The sequence below is a fragment of the Nocardia sp. NPDC003183 genome (assembly GCF_053590715.1).
In genome coordinates this window covers 436,125-459,121 of the sequence record NZ_JBSFTG010000003.1, presented here as the reverse complement: position 1 = coordinate 459,121, position 22,997 = coordinate 436,125, and the positions used below count along the sequence as shown (strand labels likewise).

The window sequence follows — 22,997 nt, the reverse complement described above, 5'->3', positions numbered from 1 at the left end:
GTTATCCGATCTGAATGATAAACAAGAACAGCAAATTGATGGCTACCGAGTAAATGCTGTCTGAGCTGGGGTTATGCCTGCTGTACGGATTTGGTTCAGTTTCGGGTTATCACTGTTTCGTGACGAAGTACGCGGTTGGCCGGATCGGGGCTGTACGTTTGGGACTCGATAGTTTCGCTGGGTTCCATTCAGGTAACGGAGAGGGCGGAAATGGCTACAGTCACGCAGCCGTCGGGGCCGCACACCATGATCTCTCGACGTGATTTCTCCGCAGCGAAAACAGTGATGACGCCGTCGAGCCTGGTGACCCTCGGGTTGATCTTGCTGATTCCCGTGTTCATCACGGCGGGCCCGATTCTCGCGTCGGCGTTGATCGCGCGATACGACGGTGTCGGGTGGTCCGGTGGGGTGGTCTTCGGGGTGATCGCGACCGTCGTCGTCATGTCGGTGCTGGCCTCGGCGTGGGCGTTCCGCCTGGCGTGGCGGCGTGGTTCCGCCGCCGCGCAGCGCCCGTTCGGTTCTTCTCTCGTGCGGTAGGAGGTCGACAATGCAGACGCACCGACAGGCGACGGCGCCGCTCATCGAACCGCCCGTGGCCACCGCTGCCGACGAATGCCGCCTACTGCGGATCGTCGCCCGGATCGAGGCGCCCCATGTGTGGGACTCGACGTCCGCCCGGCTGCTCGACTGCGCGCGCCGGCGGTGGCAGGGCAGGGCCGACATCGCCGACCATCCGGCCTTGCGCCGCTGGTCGCAGATCCAGGACTCCCAGCAGAGACCCGAACAGCCTTGCCTGCGCACACTTTTCGCTGCCTTCGCCGCCGGCTCGCTGGTCGGTGGTGATCCCTGTGCGGACCTGGCCGCCGCGATCATGCTCCTGTCGAGCTGCCCCGCCGAAGCGGTTCGGCAGGCCGACCCGAACAGCGAATGTCGCACGGTGCGCTTCTCGGTCTACGCCTATCGCGAAGACGACCTGCCGCTGGCCGAGGACCTGATCACCACCACCGTCCACGCCTGTGGCACCGTTTTGGTCCGTCGCTGCACGATCATGCGCCCCCCTGCCCGTTCCACGGCTCCGTCCCCGTCCGTCGACCACCCGGCGCCGAACCTCCTGGTCCTCGGCAGCCTGGGCAGCACCGCCGCCCGCTGACCGAACCCGGTCGCGGCCTTTCACTCGGCCGCTTCGCTGTCCGCTGCGTTGCTAGCGAAACTAACAGTGCTGCACCAGGTTTCATCGTTACGGTGGGCGTGATATCGGATCGCCGCGGGCCTTCGGGTCGGTTCCCGATCGCGCCTCGGCTCGCGGTAACGCGAATCGGATTGTATGGTTCACACAGGGCTGTCCCAGTCACCGGAGTTGTTGACGGACGGACAGTTCGTGTCACTCTGGTCCCGAATCGTGTGTGTGCCAACAACATTGACGTTGCGAGCGCCGACCCGACCGTATCGCGGTCGACCCCACGCATCGCCGGATGACTCCCGAGGTGTCTACCCCGGGCAGCTCCGCGACTCATGAGTTCGCCCCCGGATTATCGCGATGACGCGGAAGCCGTTGTAGTGCAGGCGATTACGCCGCACACCTGGAACCGGCAGTCGGCTGTCGCTGCTGTGTTCCCCGCCTGAAGTGTCCGTAAACCATTGTGGTACAGCACAATTGTAGGTTTCAAACTTGGAACATGTTGGAATGCTTGACATCTCGAGCTTCCTCTACAAAACTACCCGTCGGTAGCCAGCGAACGGGACGCTCGACCCCGTCGGCTGCGAGAGGTGACTCCCTACGACTGCCCCGCCGGAAACTCCATAAACCCGTGTCCGGCAGTTGCCGGTGAACCTCTCCGCATCGTGACCACACCAAAGGAGCTCAGCGCTATGGATAATCCCGCGCTACCCGCAGCACAGCACTCGGGTGACCAGCACTCGGGCGACCAAGTGGTGGTCATGCCCAGACCGGCCGGACCGACCGAGCAGCTGGCGCTGGTCACCGCACGACTGCGGGAACTGCTCATCACCGGTGAGGATTTCGACGCGATCTACACCCACATCCTGGCCGCTCCCGGCAAACGGGTGCGGGCCCGGCTGGTCCTGGCCTGCGCCGGGTTGCTCCCCGACGCCGCCGACACCGCTGCCCCGCTGGGCGACGCCGTCGACCTGGCCTGCGCGATGGAGATGCTGCACGAATCCTCGCTGGTCCACGACGACATCTGCGACGGATCGCTGCTGCGCCGCGACGCACCGTCGGTGCCCGCCGCGTTCGGCGTGCGCACCAGTGCCCGCGCCGGATTCCACCTGGCCGGCGCATCGATGCAGGTCGTCGCCCGCGTGCTGACCGACAACCCCGAGGTCTTCGCGCGGGTCGGTGAGGCGCCCGGCATCACCTACGCCGACCGGCTCTCCGATCTGTCCTACGGTCAGCTCATCGAGACCCTGCCGCCCTCGATCGACGAGGTCGCGCTGCGCCGCCACTACGAACTCGTGGCAGGGGCCAAGACCGGCACCCTGTTCCGGCTGTCGTGCGCGTACGGCGGCACCGCGGGCGGGGTCGATCTCGACCGGCTCTACGCCCTGATGGAGTACGCCGACCAGCTCGCGCTCGCCTTCCAGATCATGGACGACGTCCGCGACATCGAGGGCGGACCGGGCCTTGGCAAGGACGCCGGCGGTGACCTCGAACGCCGGGTGCCGACCTGGCCGGTCATCGAATGGCTCGGCTCGCGGCCCGGCGCCCGCGAAATGTGGCTGGACGCAGAGATTTCCAGCGCGACCCTGCAGGAAGACCTGGTCGAGAGCGGTGCCACCAAAGCGGCCCGCCTGGTCGCGATGGACGCCACCGAGAAGGCCACCCGCGCACTCGACGTCTTTCCCCCTTCCCTCGCGCGCGACGACCTGCGCGAACTTCTCGAGCAGGTGATCTCCCGATGAGCTCAGCACGACTTCCCCTCCTGATCCGCGGACTGCGCAACCTGCGCCGCGCACCGGATCTGGACGCACTGCGCGCCGCGCGGTCACCGCGGGAACTGGCCGCGCTCGCGCTGATCCCCGCGGGCCGCAACCTGGGCATCGCCGTCGGTCTGCTGCCTGCGACCTTGCGCGACGAGGCCACCGCAGCGCTGCTCGCCTGTCGTGTGCTCGACGCTTTCGAAGACCTCAGCGATCGCGCGGTAGCCAGCGGCGCCGTGCTGGCGGCAGTGGATTACCTCAACGGCGCGAGCGACACCCTCCCACCGCCGCTGCCCGCGCTCGAGGGCAAGATCCGCGACAGCGAAGCCGTCGACCGGGTACTCGCCGAGCGCATCGCCGACATCAGGGCGCTGCTCGCGGCGTTGTCCGAGCAGGGTCGCGAGCGGGTCGGGCTGGTGCTCACCGATGTGGGCCGGGTCATGGCGCGCAATATCGACGCACCGCTGACCCGCGTCGCCTACAGCGAAGGCGTGCTCGGCCGTATCACCCACTACGCCTGCGCCCTGGTCGCCGAAGATGTGCTGCCCGAAGCGGATCTGCGGGAACTGACGGGTTGTGTCGCCGTGATCGCCCAGTCGGCCAACGACCTGCGCGACAACGAACTCGCGATCTACGGCGCCGCCGACCGTGAGGAACTCACCCGGATGGTGATGCTGCGCCAGCTCACCCCCGCCCTCGGCGGCTTTGCGCTGCTGGCCAAGCTCGGTCCCGGCACGCCGAGCCTGGGCGCGCGGGCGGCGATGGCGTACATGACGATCACGACCTCGGCGTTCCTGTGTGGCGCGGTCGGGGCGCCCGCACCCTTCCGGCGCCCGGTCGCCGCGGCCACGCTGGCCGCCGCCTCGTCCACCTACTGGACCACGATGCTCGAGCGTGTGCGCCGCAGTGGCGACGCCGCGATCCATCAGATGCTCGACGCCTCACCGGATTTCACCACCGGCTCGGCGTCGGCCTCGCAGGTGCTCGGTGCGGGCGACCTGGCTTCGACGGAAACCTCGTTGATGCCGCTGATCGTCGACACCACCTTCGCGCTGGTGCAAACCCTGCCCGAAGGCCGCCTGACCGGCGAACTCTCCGACTCGGCGATCCGCACCATGATGATCGCCGATCACCTGGCCTTCGGTGCCATGGAGCGGGTGCCGAGCCACGAACCCGACGCGATCCGGGCGCTGGCCACACGGCTGCAGCTCGCCGCTCTCGACAACAGCAGCCACCAGTAGTCGGGGAACACCTCCTCGATGATCGTCACTACTAGCGAAGGAGCTCTCCCATGAGCACCGGAACGCCCGTCGCGCCCACAGAGAAACCGCCGTTCAGCCGGCGCGTGTTCAAACTCGAGCACGCATCCAACGTCGGCCCGCTGCTCCACATCGCGTTGTGGATCGGCATGACCGCAGCCGCGCTGTTCATCCCCGGCACCTCCACCTGGTACATCGCGGTACCGCTGATCATCGTGCTCTCGCTGCTGAACCTCTCGCTGACCATCGGCGTGATGCACATGCACACCCATCGCCCGCTGTTCGTGTCCAAGTTCCCCAACCGGGTGGTCGACATCCTGTGCTGCCTGCCCGGCAACCTGACCGCGGCCGAGATGCGCGAGGTGCACGTCCTCAACCATCACCGGTTCAACGACGGCCCGGGCGATGTCACCGCGACCACCGGCCTGGACAAGGGCATCGGCGCCCTCTGGTACTGGGTCCGCTACGGCATGGTCGTCAAGATCCACACGGTGCGGACGGTGTTCGCCGCGAACCCGGCGCCGCGCCGTCGTAAGACGCGTCACCAGTTCATCTTCGATCTCGCGGTGTACACCCTCGTGATCGGCTCTGTCTGGTACGTCGCGGGCTTCGAGAAGTTCGTGCTGTTCTACTGGGTGCCGTTCCTGATCACCCAGGTCAACGCCGGCTACTTCGCCTGGCTGAGCCACGCTCCCGCACGCGGATTCACCGATGAGCCGAGCACCTCGCTGAACAACGCGGGCAACATCCTCAACTTCCTGATCTTCAACCAGGGCTACCACAGCGTGCACCACCGCTACCCCGGCATCCACTGGAGCCAGATCCCCGACAAGCTCGACTACATGCGTGACGTGAACCCCGGCGTCATCGTGCCGTATTGGATGGTGGCGCAGTCGGGTTGGCGTCTGGTCGTGCCCGGCGGCTTCCTCAACGAGGGGTACGGCAACAAGTGGAAGGCGCGCCTGGAGTCGCGTCTGGAAGCGGGCACCGTTCGCTCACGCTACCTGCCGTGGTTCGCATGGATCTGATGTCACCGCAACAGGTTCGGGGTGTGGTGACGAGCCCCTCGCGGCTCGTCCCGTTCCTGTTCTCCTTCGCCGTCTACGGTTTCGCCGGCATCACGGTGCCGCTGATGCTGCTGTTCGCCGGCGGCTGGTGGCTGCCCAAGACGGTGGACAAGGGACCGCACCTGTCCGCGGTCCCCGCGATCGCGATCGACCTGGTGCTGCTCGCGCTGTTCGCGCTGCAGCACTCGGGCATGGCCCGGCCCTCGTTCAAGGCGTTCATCACCCGCTGGGTGCCCGAGGCGCTCGAGCGCACCGTCTACATCATCGGCGTGTGCCTGGTGATGTGGGTGATCATGCTGGCGTGGCAGCCGGTGCCGCACGTGCTGTGGTCGGCCGACGGCGCGCTCGCGGTGGTGCTCGACACCGGGTTCTGGATCGGCTTCGTGCTGGTCTACGCGGCTACCCTGCTGCTGAACCACTTCCACCTGCTCGGCATCAGTCAGGCCTACCGCCAGTACGTGATCCAGGTACCGGACGCGACGGTCGACCGTCTGCAGGTGAACGGCGTCTACAAGCTGGTTCGTCATCCGCTGATGACCGGTCTGCTGGTGTCGTTCTGGTTCGCCAGTGAGTTCACCGTCGGACACCTGGTGTGGGCGCTCGGGCTGACCGGGTACATCCTGCTCGGAACCTACCTGGAGGAGCGCGATCTCATCGCTCGTTTCGGTGCGTCCTATCGCGCGTACGCCGCGCAGGTGCCCGCGTTCTTCCCGTCCGTGCGCGCCATTTTCGGCCGATCGTCTCGGTAACCGGCACGGCCGGGCCGAGTCTGGAGAGGAATCGTCGTGAACAGTCCCGTTCGAGAACGTACTGAACACAGCTCCACAGCGACCGGCCCGGTCCGTGGCGTGGGCCGAGCCCACGCCAAGGCGATCCTGCTGGGTGAGCACACCGTGGTGCACGGGACGCCCGCCATCGCGTTTCCGCTGCCCACCCTGTCGGTGCGGGCGGTCGCCCGTCCCGGCACCCCCGGCGGCGTCGTCGAGGTTCCCGAAGGACACTTCGGGTTCGTCGCGGGCAACCCGAATGCCGCGGAGAACACGTTGTCCGGACCGCGCGTAGCGGTCGAGGAGGCGTTGCGGCGCTGGGGCCTGACCGGCCATATCGCCGATGTGGTGATGGAGTGCGACATTCCGCTCGCTCGCGGGCTCGGCTCGAGTGCGGCGTGCGCCGGCGCGGCCGTGCGTGCCGTCGCCGACCTGCACGGCCGAACCGTCGACGCCGCCACGCTCTACGAATTCGTGCAGTGTGGTGAACAGGTCGCGCACGGCAGAGCCAGCGGCATCGATGCGAGCGCGGTGCTGGCCGACGGCCCGATCCTGTTCCGCGAGGGCACCGCCACCGCACTCGATATCGGTCTCGACGCCGCGCTGGTGATCGCCGATACCGGGGTGCCCGGGTCCACCCAGCACGCGGTCGCCGGGGTGCGCCGCACGCTCGACCGGGACCCGCGGTCCGCGCGCCGCGTGCTGACCAGGGCCGGCGAGCTGATCGGCGGCGCCGCGGCCGATCTCGCGGCGGGCGACGCCGCGTCGCTGGGCCGGGCGATGCTCGACTTCCAGGACCTGCTCGCCGAACTCGGCGTGAGCACCCCGCATATCGACACACTGGTCGCCGCGGCGCTGGAGGCGGGCGCGTACGGCGCCAAGCTCACCGGCGCCGGTCTCGGCGGCTGCGTCCTCGCGCTCACCGAGACCGGTGACGCGCGCACGGTCAGCGCCGCGTTGCGCCGCGCAGGCGCGGTACAGACCTGGACGGTCCCCACCCGCAGCCTGCGTTCAGGCGCGGAGTCCCTATCCGTCTCGACCTCGGAACACGGTGTCAATCCATGACTTTCACTCCCGCATCACCCGCGGTCGCCGAGCGCGGCACCGTGACCGGGCCGTCCGCCGAGTCGGTCGCGTACCCGAACATCGCCCTGGTGAAGTACTGGGGCAAGCGGGACGAAGCCCTGTTCCTGCCCGTCACGGGCAGCCTGTCGATGACCCTCGACATCTTCCCGACCACCACATCGGTGCGGGTGATCGAGGGACCGGCCGATGTCGTCGAGTTCAACGGTGTCGCGGCCACCGGAGCCGCGCGTACCCGCATCGAGACGTTCCTGGATCTGGTGCGCGCCAAGGCCGGTCGTGCCGACCGTGCGATGGTGGTGACGTCCAACGCCGGGCCCACCGGCGCCGGTCTGGCCTCCTCGGCGAGCGGCTTCGCGGCCCTGGCCACCGCTGCCGCGGCCGCCTATGAGCTCGACCTCGACGGTCGCGCCCTGTCGCGACTGGCCCGGCGCGGCTCCGGCTCCGCCTCGCGCTCCATCTTCGGTGGATTCGTCGTCTGGCACGCCGGTGACGGCGAAGGCGAAGCGGGGGACCTGAGTTCGTTCGCGGAGCCGATCGGCGGCGACGAGCTGGATCCGGCTCTTGTGGTCGCCGTGGTGAACCAGGGCGCGAAGGCCGTCTCGAGCCGGGTCGCCATGCGCGAGACCACCGCCACCTCGCCGTTCTATCGGCCGTGGGCCGATTCGTCGGTGCTCGATCTGGCGGAGATGCGCAAAGCCATTGCACGACAGGACCTTCCCGCGATCGGGGAGATCGCCGAGCGCAACGCCCTCGGCATGCACGCCACCATGCTCACCGCTCGACCCGGAATCCGGTACCTGTCACCGCATTCGATCGCCATCCTCGACGCGGTCCTCGCGCTGCGCGCCGACGGGATCATGGCCTACGCCACGATCGACGCGGGTCCGAACGTCAAAGTGTTGTGCTCGCGTGCGGACGCGCCACTGGTCGATGCCACCCTGAACGGACTCGGCGACTTCGTCACCACCCGGATCGCGCACATCGGTCCCGGTGCGTCGCTGACCACGGCCGGTGCACCGGCGGCGGGTGGCGATCGATGACCAGTTGTCGCGCACCGGGCAAGCTCTTCATCGCCGGTGAATACGCCGTGGTCGAGCCGGGACACCTCGCGGTGCTCACGGCGGTCGACCGCTACGCGACCGCCACGGTCACGGCGGCGGATCCCGGCGACGGCATCACCTTGCACTCGGATCTGGACGGCGGTGTCACGCTGTCGTGTGGGCGTCACGGTGACGAATTGGCACCGATCTCCGATGCTGGTGTACCAGCGGCATTTTCCTATGTCTTCGCGGCCGTTTCGCTGGTTCACCGGCTGCTCCTGGAACGGGGCGTCCCCGTCTCCGACTTCCGGCTGCGCGTCACCGCCGACCTCGGCGACGCCGATGGTCGCAAGTTCGGCTTGGGGTCCAGCGCGGCCGTCACGGTGGCCACCGTCGCCGCCCTCGGGCAGCACTTCGCCCTCGGGCTCGATCCCATGGACCGGTACCGGCTGGCCATGCTCGCCACGATCGCGGTCAATCCGCGCGCTTCGGGCGGCGATGTCGCCGTGAGCACCTGGGGCGGCTGGCTCGCCTATCGATCCCCGGACCGCGCACAGGTGGCGGCCTCGCTCGCCCGCGACGGCGTCGACGCGACCCTGCGTTCCCCGTGGCCGGGCCTGTCGGTGCGCCCGCTGCCCACCCCGACCGAGCTCACCCTGCAGGTCGGCTGGACCGGGAACCCGGCCTCCACACCGGCGCTGGTCGCCGGCCTCGACGGCGACCGCAGCACCTTCCGGGCGCACAGCAACGAGTGTGTCGAACGGCTGGTCGCCGCCATCGAAGCCGATGACTCCCGCGCCGTGCGAGTCGAAATCGACAGCGCGCGAACACTGCTCGTCGATCTCGACGCGACGTCGGGCCTGGGCATCATGACACCGCGTCTGCACGCACTGTGCGACGCGGGCGCCGCGGTGGGCGCGGCGGCGAAGCCCTCGGGCGCCGGTGGTGGTGACTGCGGTATCGCGCTCATCGAACGCACCCGCCCCGCGGCGATCGCCGAGCTCACCGGGCGCTGGATCACCGCCGGAATCCGCCCGCTGCCCCTGCGAACCCACCTTGTCGAAGGGGACCCACGATGATCGCCGATCGCAAGGACGACCACGTTCGCCACGCGGTGAACCACCACCGCCAGGCCACCGGAGTCAGTGACTTCGACTCCGTCACCTTCGTCCACCACGCCCTCGCCGGCATCGATGCCGAGGATGTCTCCCTGGCCGTCGAAGTCGCGGGAAAGCAGTGGAACACACCGCTGTTCGTGAACGCGATGACCGGCGGCAGCACCAAGACCGGCGAGATCAACCGCCAGCTCGCCATCGCCGCGCGCGAGACCGGCATCCCCATCGCCTCGGGCTCGATGAGTGCCTACTTCCGTGATCCCTCGGTGGCGGGCACCTATCGCGTGCTGCGCCAGGAGAATCCGCACGGATTCGTGATGGCCAACGTCAACGCGAACGCGACCGTCGACCAGGTGCGCAGCGCCATCGATCTGCTCGAGGCCGATGCGTTGCAGATCCATCTCAACGCCGTGCAGGAAGTGGTCATGCCCGAGGGCGACCGCTCGTTCGGGGCGTGGCCGCGCCAGATCGAACGCATCGTCGCCGATACCGCGGTGCCGGTCTTCGTCAAGGAAGTCGGGTTCGGCCTGAGCAGGCAGACCGTCACCTGGTTGCGCGACGCGGGTGTGTCCGTGGCCGACGTGGGCGGCCGCGGCGGCACGAACTTCGCTCGCATCGAGAACGATCGGCGCGTGGGCGGTGACTTCGGGTTCATCGAGAGCTGGGGCCAGTCCACCCCGAACTGCCTGCTCGACTGCGCCGGCATCCCCGGCATCGACATCGCCGCCACCGGTGGCATCCGCTCGCCACTGGACATCGCGCGCGCGCTCGCGCTGGGCGCCGACGCGACCGGGGTCGCGGGTGCGTTCCTGGAAACTCTGGTCAGCCACGACACCGCCGCCCTGGTCGACAAGATCGGGACCTGGCTCGACCAGTTGCGCACCATCCTCACCGTCCTCGGCGCCCGCACCCCCGCCGATCTGGTCGGCGCCGACCTGCTCGTCACCGGCGATGTCGCGAACTTCTGCCTGCTTCGCGGCATCGACGCCGCAGCACTTGCCCACCGGAGCCCCTGGTGGCGTGAATCCGAAAATCGAGAAGGAGTCACCCATGAATGACATGTCGTACGCGGCGGTGCCGCTGCAGTGGGTGGGGCCTGTCCGCATTACCGGAAATGTCGTCGACGACGCCGTCGACGTTCCCCTCGCCACCTACGAAACCCCGCTGTGGCCCTCGGTCGGGCGCGGCGCGCGCATCAGCACCCTGGCCGAGAAGGGCATCGTCGCGACGCTGATCGACGAGCGGATGACGCGCTCGATCCTGCTGGAAGCCGACGACGCGTACACCGCCTACATTACGGTTCAGCAGCTGGAAGGCCGCATGGCCGAGCTCCAGGAAGTGGTCGCGGGCAGCAGTCGTTTCGCCCGGCTCATCGACCTGCACCACCAGATCACCGGCAACCTGCTGTTCCTGCGCTTCGAGTTCACCACCGGTGACGCGTCGGGCCACAACATGGCGACCCTGGCCAGTGACCACCTGATGGATCACATCCTGTCGACCATGCCCGGGGTGCGCTACGGCTCGATCTCGGGCAACTACTGCACCGACAAGAAGGCCACCGCGGTCAACGGCATTCTCGGTCGCGGCAAGAACGTGATCACCGAACTGCTCATCCCGCGTGAGGTGGTCGAGCAGCGCCTGCACACCACCGCGGCGCAGGTGACCCAGCTCAATATCCGCAAGAACCTGATCGGCACCCTGCTGGCGGGTGGAATCCGTTCCGCCAACGCGCATTACGCCAACATGCTGCTCGCGTACTACCTGGCGACCGGCCAGGACGCCGCCAATATCGTCGAAGGATCCCAGGGCATCACCCATGCCGAGGATCGTGACGGCGACCTCTACTTCTCGTGCACCCTGCCCAACCTGATCGTGGGCACGGTCGGCAACGGCAAGCACGCGAGTTTCGTCGACGAGAACCTGGAACGCCTCGGCTGCCGCGAAGACCGGCAGCCCGGCGAGAACGCCCGACGCCTCGCGGTGATCGGGGCGGCCACCGTGTTGTGCGGGGAGCTGTCGCTGATGGCGGCACAGACCAACCGCGGTGAATTGATGCGTGCCCATACCCAATTCGAGCGGTCCACCACGAGCAACGGAAGCCCACGATGACAACTACACCGGTCGGTATCCACGACCTCTCGTTCGCCACCACCCACTACGCTCTCGATCACGCCGTCCTCGCCGAGCGACTCGGCGTGGATCGCGACAAGTTCTACCTCGGCATCGGCCAGGAGAAGATGAGCGTCGCCGCCGCCGACGAGGACATCGTCACCATCGCCGCGGCCGCCGCCAAGCCGATCCTGGAACGGCACGGCACCGACAACATCCGCACCGTGCTGCTGGCCACCGAGACCGGTGTCGACCAGTCCAAAGCCGCTGCGCTGTACCTGCACTCGCTGATCGGGCTGCCCAACGCTGCCCGCGTCGTCGAGCTCAAGCAGGCCTGCTACGGCGGCACCGCCGGGCTGCAGTTCGCCGCGGGGCTGATCGCTCGCGACCCGTCGCAGCGGGTGCTGGTCATCGCCGCCGACATCGCGAAGTACGAACTCGACACCCCGGGTGAGCCGACCCAGGGCGCCGCCGCTGTCGCGATGCTGGTCACCGCGGATCCGGCGATCCTGGCGCTGGACCCGATTTCGGGCCTCTACAGCGCCGACATCATGGACTTCTGGCGTCCGAATTACCGGACCGAGGCCATCGTGGACGGCAAGACCTCGGTCAACGCCTACCAGAAGGCCGCCCAGGAGGCCTGGTCGGACTACCGCCGTCAGGGCGGTCGTGAGCTCGGTGAGTTCGCCGCGTTCTGCTACCACCAGCCCTTCACCAAGATGGCCTACAAGGCGCACCGGCATCTGCTCGAAAGCCAGGGCCACACCGCCGACGCCGACGCGATCGAGGCCGCCATCGGTACGACGACGACCTACAACCGCACGGTCGGCAACAGCTACACCGCCTCGCTGTACCTCGGCCTGGCCTCGCTGCTCGATCACGCGGACGACCTCACCGACAAGGCCCTGGCCATGATCAGCTACGGATCGGGCAGCGTCGCCGAATTCTTCAGCGGCACCGTGACGCCCGGCTACCGCGAGCACCTGCGGACCGAGGCGAATCTCGCCGCGATCAGCTCGCGTGAGCTGCTCGGCTACGAGCACTACCGGGCACTGCACGAGGCCACTTCGCCCAGTGACGGCGCGTACCACGCCATGGCCGAGGAAACGCGGCGCCCGTTCCGGCTGGCCGCCGTCTCCGGTCACAAACGCATCTACGAATCCCGCTGAGGTCGCCCCATGAGCAGTAACGACACCCGCCACGTCCAGGTCATGATCGTGGGCAGCGGGCTCTCCGGCCTGGGTACCGCGATCCGGCTCAGCCAGCGTGGCCTGTCCGATTTCGTGGTCATCGAACGCGGCCCCGATGTCGGCGGAACCTGGCGCGACAACACCTATCCCGGTGCGGGCTGCGATGTGCCCTCACACCTGTACTCGTATTCGTTCGCGCTCAATCCCGACTGGTCCCGCTCGTTCTCGCCCCAGCCCGAGATCGAGCAGTACCTGCGCACCGTGTCCGAACGCTACGGCGTTCGCGACAAGCACATCTTCGACTGCGCGCTGACCGGCGCCCGCTGGAACGACGCCGACGGCCGGTGGGACATCGAGACCAGCAAGGGCACCTTCACCGCCGATTTCATCGTCTCGGCGGCGGGTGTGCTCGCCGAGCCGAATCTGCCCGATATCAAGGGCATCTCGAGCTTCGAGGGCGAGATCTTCCACTCCGCGCGGTGGAACCACGACGCCACCCTGGCCGGCAAGAAGGTCGCCGTCATCGGCACCGGTTCCTCGGCGGTGCAGATCGTTCCGTCGATCGCGCCCGAGGTGGAGCACCTCGACGTGTACCAGCGCACCGCCACCTGGGTGATGCCGCAGATCTCGCGGCCGTACCTGGGACTGGAACGCTTTGCCTTCAAACGTGTTCCGGGCCTGCAACGGTTCATCCGGGCGCTGATCTACATCACGCGCGAGCTGTTCGTGATCACGCAGGTGAAGTATCCGTGGACCGGCATCGTGCTCGAGACGGTCGGGCGATTCAAGATGCGCTTCGAGATCCGTGACCCGGAGCTGCGCCGAAAAGTGCTGCCCCAGCACCGGATCGGCTGCAAGCGCATGCTCGTGTCGAACAAGTTCTACGGTGCGCTCGATCGTGACAACGTCGACGTCGTCACCGACGGCATCGCCGAGGTCCGCAGCGGTTCGATCGTCTCCGAGGACGGCACGGAGCGGGAGGTGGACGCGATCGTGCTGGCCACAGGCTTCCACGTCGCCGATTCGCCGACCTTCAACCTGTACACCGGTCGCGACGGCCGGACCGTGTCCGAGGCAGCCGATGCCGAGGGCTACCAGATGTACAAGGGCACCACGGTCGCCAATTTCCCGAACATCTTCTTCATGCTCGGCGCCAACTCCGGGCTGAACTACACCTCGCTGATCTACATCATCGAATCCCAGATCAACTACATCGTCGATGCGATCACCACGATGGAGCAGCGCAACCTGCAATCGTTCGAGGTCCGCCTGGACGCGCAGATCGAATACAACGAGCAGTTGCAGCCGAAGATGGCCCGCACCGTGTGGGTCAACGGCGGCTGCACCAGCTGGTTCCTCGACAAGCACGGCAACAACTCGGCGCTGTGGCCGGACTTCAGCTTCAAATATCGGCGAATGGTGCGCACTTTCGACATCGACGCCTACGACACCACGACGAAGACACGATGACCGCACCGTCGACGCGTCACACCCGCGTCGCGATCATCGGCGCCGGCTTCGCCGGGCTGGGTGTGGCTGTTCGGCTGCGCCAGCTGGGGATCACCGACTTCGTCGTCCTCGAGCGGGCGAGCGACATCGGCGGTACGTGGCGCGACAACACCTATCCCGGCGCCGGGTGCGATGTGCCGTCGCAGCTGTATTCGTACTCGTTCGCCCGCAATCCGCACTGGACGCATTCGTTCTCGACACAGCCGCAGATCCAGCGGTATGTCCAGGACGTGGTCGACCGGCACGGGGTGCGCGACTCGATCGTGCTGGGCTGCGAGGTCATCGGCGCGCGCTGGAACAACGACACCGCGCGCTGGGAGATCCAGACCAGCGACGGCTCCTACACCGCCGACATCATGGTGTCGGCGGCCGGCCCGCTGAGTGCACCGAAGCTGCCCGACATCAAGGGCATCACCACCTTTCGGGGGGCGATGTTCCACTCCGCGCGCTGGGATCACGAGTTCGAGCTCGCGGGCAAGCGGGTCGCGGTGGTCGGCACCGGTGCGTCCGCGATCCAGATCGTGCCGTCCATCGCGGGCGAGGTCGCCAAGCTCGACCTGTATCAACGCAGCGCACCGTGGGTGTTGCCGCGCATGGGACGCAAGTACTCGTGGCTGGAACGCCTCTACTACCGGCGTGTTCCGGGTGCGCAGCGGATGGCGCGGATCGGCGTGTACTGGGTGCGTGAGTCGTTCGTGCTCTGGCAGTCCAAGTACCCACCGTTCGCCGACTTCTTCTCGCGCGGTGCGCGATTGAAGATGTGGTGGGTGATCCGGGACCGGGAGCTGCGCCGCACCGTCACGCCCGGCTACCGCCTCGGGTGCAAGCGCATGCTGGTCTCGAACGTGTACTACCCCGCACTGGCCCGCGACAATGTCGAGGTTGTCGCCGACGGCATCGCCGAGATCCGCGAGCAGTCGATCGTCGCGAACGACGGCACCGAGCGTGAAGTCGACGCCATCGTGCTGGCGACGGGCTTCCGGATCGCCGACTCGCCGACCTACGACCTGATCAGCGGGCGCGACGGCCGCACACTGTCCGAGGTCTTCGGTGCCGAGGGGATGAGCGGGTACAAGGGTACGACCATCGCGAACTTCCCCAACATGTTCCTGATGATCGGCCCGAACTCCGCGCTGAGCTACACCTCGGCGATCTTCACCATCGAATCCCAGATCAACTACATCAGCGACGCGATCACCACGATGGCGGCCGATGGGCTGCGCACGGTCGAGGTCAAGGCGGACGCGCAGGCCGGCTACAACCGGGACCTGCAGAAGAAATTCGACGGCACCGTGTGGAACGCCGGCGACTGCACCAGCTGGTTCGTCGACGAGGACGGCCACAATGCCACGCTGTGGCCGGACTTCAGCTTCCGATTCCACCGGCTGCTGAAGAGCTTCGACGTGGCGGCCTACGAGACCACCCCGGTCAGAACGAGTTCTGCCGGGAGCTGACCGCCGGCGGTCGGGAGGAGGCGCGCAGCGGGTTCGCGGTGGGGAAGGTGATCGAGGGCAGGGTCACCCACATGCGCACCCGGGTGCCGCTCTCGTCGTGGTCGAAGGTGAGGTCCTCGGTGAGCACCCGCATCATCTCGACGCCGCGACCGCGATAGCCGGGATCGGTGGGAGTGGGAATCCAGTTGCCGTTGTCGGCGATCTCGAGGACCACCCGGTCACCGTCGCAGCGGGCCGTCAGGCTCACGCGGCCCGGTTCGGAGTCGCGGTAGGCGTGTTCGACGCTGTTGCTGCAGGCCTCGTTGGCGGCCGCGACGAGGTCGGCGGCCAGGTCGTGCGGGACCGCGGCGGTGGCGAACCAGCGGTAGAGGCCGCGGCGCACGCCGGCCAATTCGGTGGCGGCGGCGGGAAAATCGAGGCTCAGCGGCTCCGGGGGCTGACGGTAGACGACCATGGCGACGTCGTCGTCGTAGCCCGCGGGCGGGCACAGCCGCGACAGCACGGCGTCGGCGACGTCGCGGGGGAGTGCGGCGCCGGTTTCGCTGAGCACTTCGGCGATCTTGATGAAGCCCTCGGCGATGTCGTACCCACGCTGCTCGACCAGGCCGTCGGTGAACAGCACCAGGGTCGCGCCCGGCGGGAGCGCGGTCGTGGCCTCGGGCCTGCGCGGGGTGTCGAAGGTCGCCAGGGGAACCGCGCGTCCACCCTCGAGGACCCGGCCCGGCCCACCGGGAGGCGCGAGGACCGGCGGCATGTGGCCCGCGTTCGAGTACCGCACCATCCCGCGCTCCGGGTCGAGCACCGCCGCGCACACCGTCGTACACATGGCGCCCGGGATCCGGGACGCCACGGCGTCGAGTTCGGCGAGCAGCTGTGCCGGTCCGGCGCCGCGCAGCAGCAGAGCTCTTGCCGCGGTACGCAATTGGCCCATCACCACCGCGGCCGACAGGCCACGGCCGACGCAGTCGCCCACGACGACGCCGATGGTGCCGTCACGCAACGGCACCACGTCGTACCAGTCGCCGCCGATCTCCAGCGGTGGCAGGGCGGGTTCGTAGTGCACCGAGAAACGGGGCGGCAGTTCGATCGGTCCGAGCATCGCCCGCTGCAGGGTGAGCGAGGTGGCGCGCGCCTGATCGAAGTTGCGGGCGCGCTGCAGTGCGACGCTGAGATGGCCGACGAGCAATGAATACAGGGCCCAGTCGGCGGCGCTCACCGCGCGCGGCGCGCCGAAGCGCACCCACAGTGCCGCGTCACCGGTCTCGCCGAGCGGTGCGACGACCGCGTCGACTCCGCCCTCGTCACCGGTGATGGCCGACAGGCCACGGGCGGATTGCCTGCGCGAGCGATCGAGCAGCGCCTGGGTGTCGTCGTCGAGTACAACGGGGCCGTCCGCGCGCGGGCCACTCTGCCGCATCGGCGTCGCGGTGAATTGTGATGCGGTGGCGATGGTTTCGGGAGCGGGCTCCGCTTCTTCGCTGCCCGACGGCGTCACGCCGCAGGAGTAGACATCGGGGCGCCCGGTCCGGCTCGGCCAGATCGCGACCAGCGCGGTCTCGGCGCCCATGGTCCGGCGCAGCTCGTCGAGTCCGACCGCGAGGACCTCCACCATGCTCGTCGCGGCCCCGACGGCGGTGGCCAGACGCGAGGCGGCCTGGTCACGGGCCTGTGCGTCGTGTTCGGCGGTCACATCGCGCACGGTGCCGACGAAGATCCGCTCGTCGTTCTCCTGCTTCACCAGCGAACTCGCGCTCACCGCCAGCCAGCGTTCCCGGCCGTCGCGATGCCGCACCGGCATGACGAATCGCGCTGCCTCCGTGCCGATCTGGGGGTAGCCGGTGCGATCGCTCAGTGCCCAGGGGTGCGGTAGCGGGAACGGCACCTCGGTGGCGCCGTAGCCGGTGAGTACCCCGAACGCGGAGTTCACCTCGACGATGGTGCCGTGGTCGTCGGCGACGAAGAACCCGTCCTGCAACGATTCGACGAGCGCGGTGCGAAACGCGTCGCGGCCTTCCAGATCCTCCGCGCGGGAACGCTGTTGCTCGTAGCGGCGAGTGCCGTCGAGATAGCCGCGAGTGGCGATATCGAGGGCCGCCATGGTCTGCAGCAGGAATTCCAGTGCCACTTCGGCGCGGCGCGGATCGGCCTGCGTGCCTGCGTCCTCGGCGACCGCCCGGAAGTGATGCTCGGTGAGATCGAGCAGGCTGATGCCCTCCACGAGGGCCCGCCTGCCGAGGTCGTAACCCTCCGAGAGGCCGGCCTGGCCTGGTGCGGCGACGTGGCGGCGCATGGCCGCCGAATAGTCGTCGAGAAATGCGACCAGGACAGCGCTCATCGGCAACCTCTCATCGGCCGGGTCGGTGCGAACAGACCGCGGTCTCGGGGCCTCACGGGCACGGCCCACGGAAACGCGCCGCGAGCACCAGCGCGTCGTCGGTGTCCTTCGCGTCGCGGGCGAGCAGATCGCCCGCGATGGCAGTGGCCGGTTTGGCCAGGTCCAGCGATTCCGGGCCGACCGCGACGATCCCGTCGGTCGCCATCAGCAGCAGATCGCCGGGGCGGATCGGCAGCGTCTGCGGCTGCAGGTGCGAGGGCAGCCGGTACCCGACGATGCCGCCGGTGAGCAGCATTGTGGCCCGCAGCTCCGGACCGGCCGGGCCGAGGGTGAGCAGTCGCGAATCGACATTGCCCACGCCGAGCCACTGCAGCGTCTCGCCCGGCTCGATCAACGCCAAAGACACTGCGGCGCCGCGAGTTTCGACCATCGCGCGATGACAGAGCACCATCAGCACATCCAGCGGTTCGCCACAGTTCTCGGTGAGGATGACCGTCGCGCGATCGGCGGCCTCGGCCGCGGGCGCACCGTGACCGAGCCCGTCGAGCACCGCGAACAGCACACCGGCGCCGGTGTCGAGCACGAGCGCGCGGTCACCGGAGACGTCCTGGCCGGGCAGCGCCCGACCGGCCGTCGACCACTCCATGCGCCCGATGATCCCGTCCTCATGCAACGTCGGGTACCCACTTCCACATCTCGATCAACGTCCCGCGGCCCGGGGCGGAATCGATGGTGAGGCGGTCCATCAGCCTGCGCGCGCCGGGCAGTCCGAGTCCGAGTCCGCGGCCGGTGGAATAGCCGTCCTCCAGCGCGCGGGGAATGTCGCGGATGCCGGGACCCTGGTCCTCGGCTTGGATGACGAGCGCGCGGCGACCCTCGCGCAAGTCGATGAGCAGCCTGATCTCGCCGCTTCCCGCGTAACTGGTGATGTTGCGGGCGATTTCGGAGATGGCGGTGGAGATCATCGTGCGGTCGGTGAGGGTGAACCCGAGGTCACCGGCCAACTCGCTCCCGGCCTGCCGGGCGGTGACGATGTCCTCGGACACCTTGACCGCGATCGCCACCTGCTCAGCGGCCACTGTCGCGACCGTCTCGTCGCCGCGGGTGCCGATTCAGCCAGGAGAGGCCTTCCTCGAGATCCAGCGCGGTGTGCATGTCTTCGAAGGTAAGGCCCAGTTGCACCATGGCGAAGGCGACTTCGGGTTGCAGTCCGACGATGACGGTTTCCGCGCCGCGCAACTGGGTCATGTGCGCGATGGTGCGCAACGAGCGCGCGGCGAAGGAGTCCATCACGTCGATGGCGGTGACGTCGACGATGATGCCGGTCGCGCGATAGCGACTGACCTGCTTCATCAGGTCGTCCTGTAGCCGCTCGGTGTCGGCGTCGGTCAGGGCCGACTGTACCGAGGCGATCAGGTACGTGCCCTGCTTGAGAATAGGTACCGGCATGGTGGCTTGGTCAGCGCCCGTCCCGCTCGCTCAAGCGCTCGGTCACTCGGGAGACCTCGTATCCGAGGAGACGCTCGGCCTCTTCGATACCGCCCTGGAGGTCGCCGACCGCGTTCATCTTGGACAGATCGAGGCCGATGGTCACCAGGGTCAGCGCGATCTCCGAGGACAGGCCGGTGATGATCACGCTCGCGCCCATCAGGCCCGAGGCGTCGACGGTCTGCACGAGGTGGTTGGCCACCACGGAGTCGATCGCGGGCACACCGGTGATGTCGATGACGACCACCTTGGCGCGATTGGCGCGGATGGCGCGCAGCAGCTGCTCGGTGAGCTGGCGGGCGCGCTGGGAGTCCAGCACGCCGATGATCGGCAGGATGAGCAGCTGCTCGCGAACCTGCAGAACCGGGGTGGACAGCTCGCGGATGGCCTCTTGCTGGCGGCTGATGACGCGCTCGCGCTCCTGCACGAACGACACGGCCACGGTGTTGGCGATGCGGTTGGCGGCCGGTTCGTAGGCGTCGAGCACGCGATTGAGCAGCTCGAAGTTGGACTGGTACTTCTCGAAGAGGCTGCGTGCCAGGACGTCGCGCAGCAGCAGGACGATGCCGATGACCTCGTCGGTCTCGACGCCTCGCGGAATGATGCGCTCGGACAGGTCGCGGGCGTAGGCCTGCAGTGCCTCGACGCTACCGGTGACGAGCACCTCGACGTAGTTGTCGTACATCGACGTCGCCTCGGAGAAGATCTCCTCCGGGGTCATCGCGGTCAGCAGTTCGGCTTCGGTGATGCGCCGTGCCCACTCTTCCCGCAGCCCGGTGCGGTTCTGCCGCAGGTGCTCGACCAGCTGTGGCAGCAGGTTGTCGAGCGGTTGCGCCGGCAGCGAATCCGCCGAAAGACTCGTGGACACCTCGGACATGGAAACCCCTGCCCCTTTCGACGACGGACGTTTTCGGTGCGCACAGTGCGCGTTGGGCCTGAGCCTACTCATACCCCCTCTGTGGTGCTGCCCAAACGTGGCGCGCCCGGCTAATCCGGGGCGAACCCGCGTTCCAGCGCGCGCAGTGCCCGGTCGAGATAGACGGTGAGATCGGTGTCGCCGCGCTCTAGCCAGGCATCGAAGGCCGCCCGCGCGGCGGCCAGGGTGGTGCGCCCGATGGCGAGCGGAATCAGGTCGCCCGCGCCCGCGCCGAGACGGCTCGCGGCGAACTCGCCGACGGCGTGTTCCCACGCGTCGTAGTGTGCCCCCGCGCCTGCCGAGAGGGCGGGAACTCCGGAGACGAGCCGCATTCTGGTGCGCAGTTCGGGGATGTCCTCGGGGCGATATCTGTTGGCCGCCACCACGATGCGGCGCACCGCGGCCATCATCGGCTCGTCGCCGGGGACGGCGGCGAACGCGGCGCGCAGGTCGTCGACCTCGTTGTCGAACTGGTGCCACAGCACCTCGGCCTTGGTGGGGAAGTAGCGGAAGAACGTGCGTTCGCTCACCCCGGCCTCGGCGGCGATGCGTTCGACGGTGACGTCGTCGAACCCGTGTTCGGCGAACAGCTTCATCGCGATCACCTCGAGCTCGCGGCGCGTGGTGCGTGGCGGACGCCCGCGGTGCCCCGACTGCTTCGGAATCGACATCGGTGCGCGCGGCGGCGGGGCGGACATGGATACAGGATAGGGACTCGGCGAGCTTTCGACCTGCACGCGCCCTTGATTATGTCAGTGACTGACGTTAATGTGGGCGCCATGTTCGTGGCGCACCTCACATCGCCCGAGGCAGGTGTGCGCGCCGCCGCGGGAGTGATCCTGGTCATCCCACTCGGCGCGACCGAGCAGCACGGCCCGCATCTGCCGCTGTCGACCGACAGCGATATCGCGTCGGCGGTGAGCAGGCGGGCCGCGGACGAGCGAACCGATCTGCTGATCGCGCCTGCCGTGGCCTACGGGGCCAGCGGCGAGCACGCGGGGTTCGCGGGCACCTTGTCGATCGGACAGGCGGCGCTGGAACTGCTCGTCGTCGAGCTGTGCCGCTCCGCCACGGACACGTTTTCGCGGATCGTGCTGGTCAACGGGCACGGCGGAAACGTGGAAGCGCTGCGCCGAGCCGTCGCGCTGCTGCGGTCGGAGTCGCGTGACGTGCGGCTGTTCTCGCCCGGCTACGGCGGCGACCCGCACGCCGGGCGCACCGAGACCTCGATCCAGCTCGCGCTGCGCCCCGACCGGGTGCGCACCGAACTGGCCGAACCGGGGGACCGCCGCCCGCTGGCCGAACTGCTGCCCCTGCTGCGCGCGGGCGGGGTGCGGGCAGCCAGCCCCAACGGAATCCTCGGCGACCCCACCGGATCGAGCGCCGAAGAAGGCGCCGGCCTGCTGACGATCGCCACTACCGCACTGCTGGAAGACCTGCGCCGATGGTGGCCGCAGGATCATGAGGAAGGACCCCGATGAATCCCTGGTTCGAGACCGTTGCCGAGGCGCAGCGGCGCGCCCGCAAGCGCCTGCCGAAGTCGGTGTACGGCGCGCTGATCGCCGGATCGGAACGCGGACAGACCATCGAAGACAACCAGACCGCGTTCACCGAACTCGGTTTCGCCCCGCACTGCGCGGGGCCGATCGGCGACCGTGACCAATCGACCACGGTGCTCGGTCAGCAGGTGTCGATGCCGGTGCTGATCTCGCCGACCGGCGTGCAGGCGGTGCACCCCGACGGTGAGGTCGCCGTCGCCCGCGCCGCGGCGGCCCGCGGAATCGCCATGGGGCTCAGTTCCTTCGCGAGCAAGCCCGTCGAGGACGTTGTCGCCGCCAACCCGGCGACCCTGTTCCAGCTGTACTGGTGTGGCAACAAGGATCAGATCCTCGAGCGGATGGCCAGGGCGAAGAAGGCCGGTGCCGTGGGCCTGATCCTCACCCTGGACTGGTCGTTCTCGCACGGTCGGGACTGGGGCAGCCCGGTGATCCCGGAGTCGCTGAACCTGCGCACGATGATGAAATTCGCGCCGCAGACCCTCGCGCGCCCCCGCTGGCTCGCGACCTACCTGCGCTCGGGCAGCATCCCCGACCTCACCGCGCCCAATATGGCGGTCGGCGGCGGCGCGGCCCCCGGGTTCTTCGGCGCCTACGGCGAATGGATGCAGACCCCGGCACCCGATTGGGACGATGTCGCCTGGATCTGCGCGCAGTGGGACGGCCCGGTGCTGCTCAAGGGCGTGATGCGGGTCGACGACGCCCTGCGTGCCGTCGACGCGGGCGTCGCGGGCATCTCGGTGTCCAACCACGGCGGCAACAACCTCGACGGCACCCCCGCCGCCATCCGCGCCCTGCCGGTGCTCGCCGACGCGGTCGGCGACCAGATCGAGGTGCTCCTCGACGGCGGTATCCGCCGTGGCAGCGATGTCGTCAAGGCCGTGGCGCTCGGTGCGCGCGCGGTGCTGATCGGGCGCGCCTCCCTGTGGGGTCTGGCGGCCAACGGCCAGGCCGGTGTCGAGAACGTACTCGACATCCTGCGTGGCGGTATCGATTCGGCGCTGCTGGGTCTGCGCAAGACCTCGATCACCGACCTGACCCGCGACGACATCATCGTTCCCGCCGGTTTCGAACGCGCGTTGGGCGTCGTTTCGGGTCGAAAGGATTCCGGTGAAGGGGATTTCGCTACCAACGGAACTGTCGTGAGCGGCGCCGCTGCTGGATAGTAT

General features: G+C 68.3%; 22 protein-coding genes. 16 read left to right on the top strand and 6 right to left on the bottom strand.

Annotation, left to right across the window (positions count from 1 at the left end; translation table 11 throughout):
* Nucleotides 1-210 precede the first annotated feature (210 nt).
* The 14 genes from ACWDXS_RS14020 to ACWDXS_RS13955 all read left to right on the top strand — a co-directional run bounded on the left by ACWDXS_RS14020 (nt 211) and on the right by ACWDXS_RS13955 (nt 15,533).
* The gene (locus ACWDXS_RS14020; RefSeq protein WP_378988270.1) at nt 211-537 is read left to right on the top strand and encodes a hypothetical protein; all 327 of its coding nucleotides are present in this window, start codon (nt 211-213) and stop codon (nt 535-537) included.
* Between the two features lie 10 nt (nt 538-547).
* On the top strand, nt 548-1,150 hold the full coding sequence (locus tag ACWDXS_RS14015; protein ID WP_378988267.1) for a hypothetical protein: 603 nt from the start codon (nt 548-550) through the stop codon (nt 1,148-1,150).
* A gap of 719 nt (nt 1,151-1,869) precedes the next feature.
* Complete coding sequence (locus ACWDXS_RS14010) at nt 1,870-2,919, top strand: polyprenyl synthetase family protein (protein WP_378656323.1); 1,050 nt, start codon at nt 1,870-1,872, stop codon at nt 2,917-2,919.
* Entirely contained in the window at nt 2,916-4,178 is a 1,263-nt protein-coding gene (locus ACWDXS_RS14005) for a hypothetical protein (protein WP_387443214.1), read from the top strand. Before ACWDXS_RS14010 ends, ACWDXS_RS14005 begins: the two co-directional genes overlap by 4 nt.
* 50 nt (nt 4,179-4,228) lie before the next feature.
* Complete coding sequence (locus tag ACWDXS_RS14000; protein ID WP_378988261.1) at nt 4,229-5,224, top strand: fatty acid desaturase; 996 nt, start codon at nt 4,229-4,231, stop codon at nt 5,222-5,224.
* Complete coding sequence (locus tag ACWDXS_RS13995) at nt 5,215-6,012, top strand: methyltransferase family protein (RefSeq protein ID WP_378627342.1); 798 nt, start codon at nt 5,215-5,217, stop codon at nt 6,010-6,012. Before ACWDXS_RS14000 ends, ACWDXS_RS13995 begins: the two co-directional genes overlap by 10 nt.
* 36 nt (nt 6,013-6,048) lie before the next feature.
* A complete protein-coding gene (mvk, locus tag ACWDXS_RS13990) occupies nt 6,049-7,095 on the top strand; it encodes a mevalonate kinase (protein ID WP_449965595.1) in 1,047 nt (348 codons plus the stop codon).
* On the top strand, nt 7,092-8,156 hold the full coding sequence (gene mvaD / locus ACWDXS_RS13985) for a diphosphomevalonate decarboxylase (protein WP_449965592.1): 1,065 nt from the start codon (nt 7,092-7,094) through the stop codon (nt 8,154-8,156). The genes mvk and mvaD overlap by 4 nt, the downstream gene beginning before the upstream one ends.
* Nucleotides 8,153-9,235 (top strand): phosphomevalonate kinase, encoded by a 1,083-nt coding sequence (locus ACWDXS_RS13980; RefSeq protein WP_449965589.1) that lies wholly within the window; start codon nt 8,153-8,155, stop codon nt 9,233-9,235. Before mvaD ends, ACWDXS_RS13980 begins: the two co-directional genes overlap by 4 nt.
* A complete protein-coding gene (fni, locus tag ACWDXS_RS13975) occupies nt 9,232-10,329 on the top strand; it encodes a type 2 isopentenyl-diphosphate Delta-isomerase (protein WP_378988249.1) in 1,098 nt (365 codons plus the stop codon). Before ACWDXS_RS13980 ends, fni begins: the two co-directional genes overlap by 4 nt.
* Nucleotides 10,322-11,380, top strand: coding sequence for a hydroxymethylglutaryl-CoA reductase (locus ACWDXS_RS13970; protein ID WP_449965586.1), 1,059 nt, complete (start codon nt 10,322-10,324; stop codon nt 11,378-11,380). The genes fni and ACWDXS_RS13970 overlap by 8 nt, the downstream gene beginning before the upstream one ends.
* Nucleotides 11,377-12,549 (top strand): hydroxymethylglutaryl-CoA synthase, encoded by a 1,173-nt coding sequence (locus ACWDXS_RS13965; RefSeq protein WP_378988243.1) that lies wholly within the window; start codon nt 11,377-11,379, stop codon nt 12,547-12,549. The genes ACWDXS_RS13970 and ACWDXS_RS13965 overlap by 4 nt, the downstream gene beginning before the upstream one ends.
* Nucleotides 12,550-12,558: 9 nt before the next feature.
* Complete coding sequence (locus ACWDXS_RS13960) at nt 12,559-14,040, top strand: flavin-containing monooxygenase (RefSeq protein WP_387443225.1); 1,482 nt, start codon at nt 12,559-12,561, stop codon at nt 14,038-14,040.
* Nucleotides 14,037-15,533, top strand: coding sequence for a flavin-containing monooxygenase (locus ACWDXS_RS13955; RefSeq protein WP_449965581.1), 1,497 nt, complete (start codon nt 14,037-14,039; stop codon nt 15,531-15,533). The genes ACWDXS_RS13960 and ACWDXS_RS13955 overlap by 4 nt, the downstream gene beginning before the upstream one ends.
* Here the strand turns inward: ACWDXS_RS13955 and ACWDXS_RS13950 are convergent.
* From ACWDXS_RS13950 to mftR, 6 genes are all read right to left on the bottom strand, one after another.
* A complete protein-coding gene (locus tag ACWDXS_RS13950; protein WP_449965578.1) occupies nt 15,508-17,868 on the bottom strand; it encodes a SpoIIE family protein phosphatase in 2,361 nt (786 codons plus the stop codon). The two genes, ACWDXS_RS13955 and ACWDXS_RS13950, sit on opposite strands and share 26 nt — an antisense overlap.
* A 52-nt stretch (nt 17,869-17,920) precedes the next feature.
* The gene (locus tag ACWDXS_RS13945) at nt 17,921-18,514 is read right to left on the bottom strand and encodes a SpoIIE family protein phosphatase (protein WP_170112222.1); all 594 of its coding nucleotides are present in this window, start codon (nt 18,512-18,514) and stop codon (nt 17,921-17,923) included.
* Between the two features lie 19 nt (nt 18,515-18,533).
* A complete protein-coding gene (locus ACWDXS_RS13940; RefSeq protein ID WP_056809992.1) occupies nt 18,534-18,947 on the bottom strand; it encodes an ATP-binding protein in 414 nt (137 codons plus the stop codon).
* On the bottom strand, nt 18,937-19,317 hold the full coding sequence (locus ACWDXS_RS13935; RefSeq protein WP_056809990.1) for an STAS domain-containing protein: 381 nt from the start codon (nt 19,315-19,317) through the stop codon (nt 18,937-18,939). The genes ACWDXS_RS13940 and ACWDXS_RS13935 overlap by 11 nt, the downstream gene beginning before the upstream one ends.
* A 10-nt stretch (nt 19,318-19,327) precedes the next feature.
* On the bottom strand, nt 19,328-20,233 hold the full coding sequence (locus ACWDXS_RS13930; protein WP_056809988.1) for an STAS domain-containing protein: 906 nt from the start codon (nt 20,231-20,233) through the stop codon (nt 19,328-19,330).
* Nucleotides 20,234-20,343: 110 nt separating this feature from the next.
* Nucleotides 20,344-20,970 carry a mycofactocin system transcriptional regulator gene (mftR, locus tag ACWDXS_RS13925; protein WP_378988234.1) on the bottom strand — a complete coding sequence of 209 codons (627 nt, stop codon included), beginning with the start codon at nt 20,968-20,970 and terminating at the stop codon, nt 20,344-20,346.
* Nucleotides 20,971-21,051: 81 nt separating this feature from the next.
* Between mftR and mftE the strand changes: the two genes are divergently transcribed.
* Entirely contained in the window at nt 21,052-21,753 is a 702-nt protein-coding gene (gene mftE / locus ACWDXS_RS13920; RefSeq protein ID WP_449966223.1) for a mycofactocin biosynthesis peptidyl-dipeptidase MftE, read from the top strand.
* Complete coding sequence (gene mftD / locus ACWDXS_RS13915) at nt 21,750-22,994, top strand: pre-mycofactocin synthase MftD (protein ID WP_378988231.1); 1,245 nt, start codon at nt 21,750-21,752, stop codon at nt 22,992-22,994. Before mftE ends, mftD begins: the two co-directional genes overlap by 4 nt.
* The last annotated feature ends 3 nt before the right edge of the window (nt 22,995-22,997 follow it).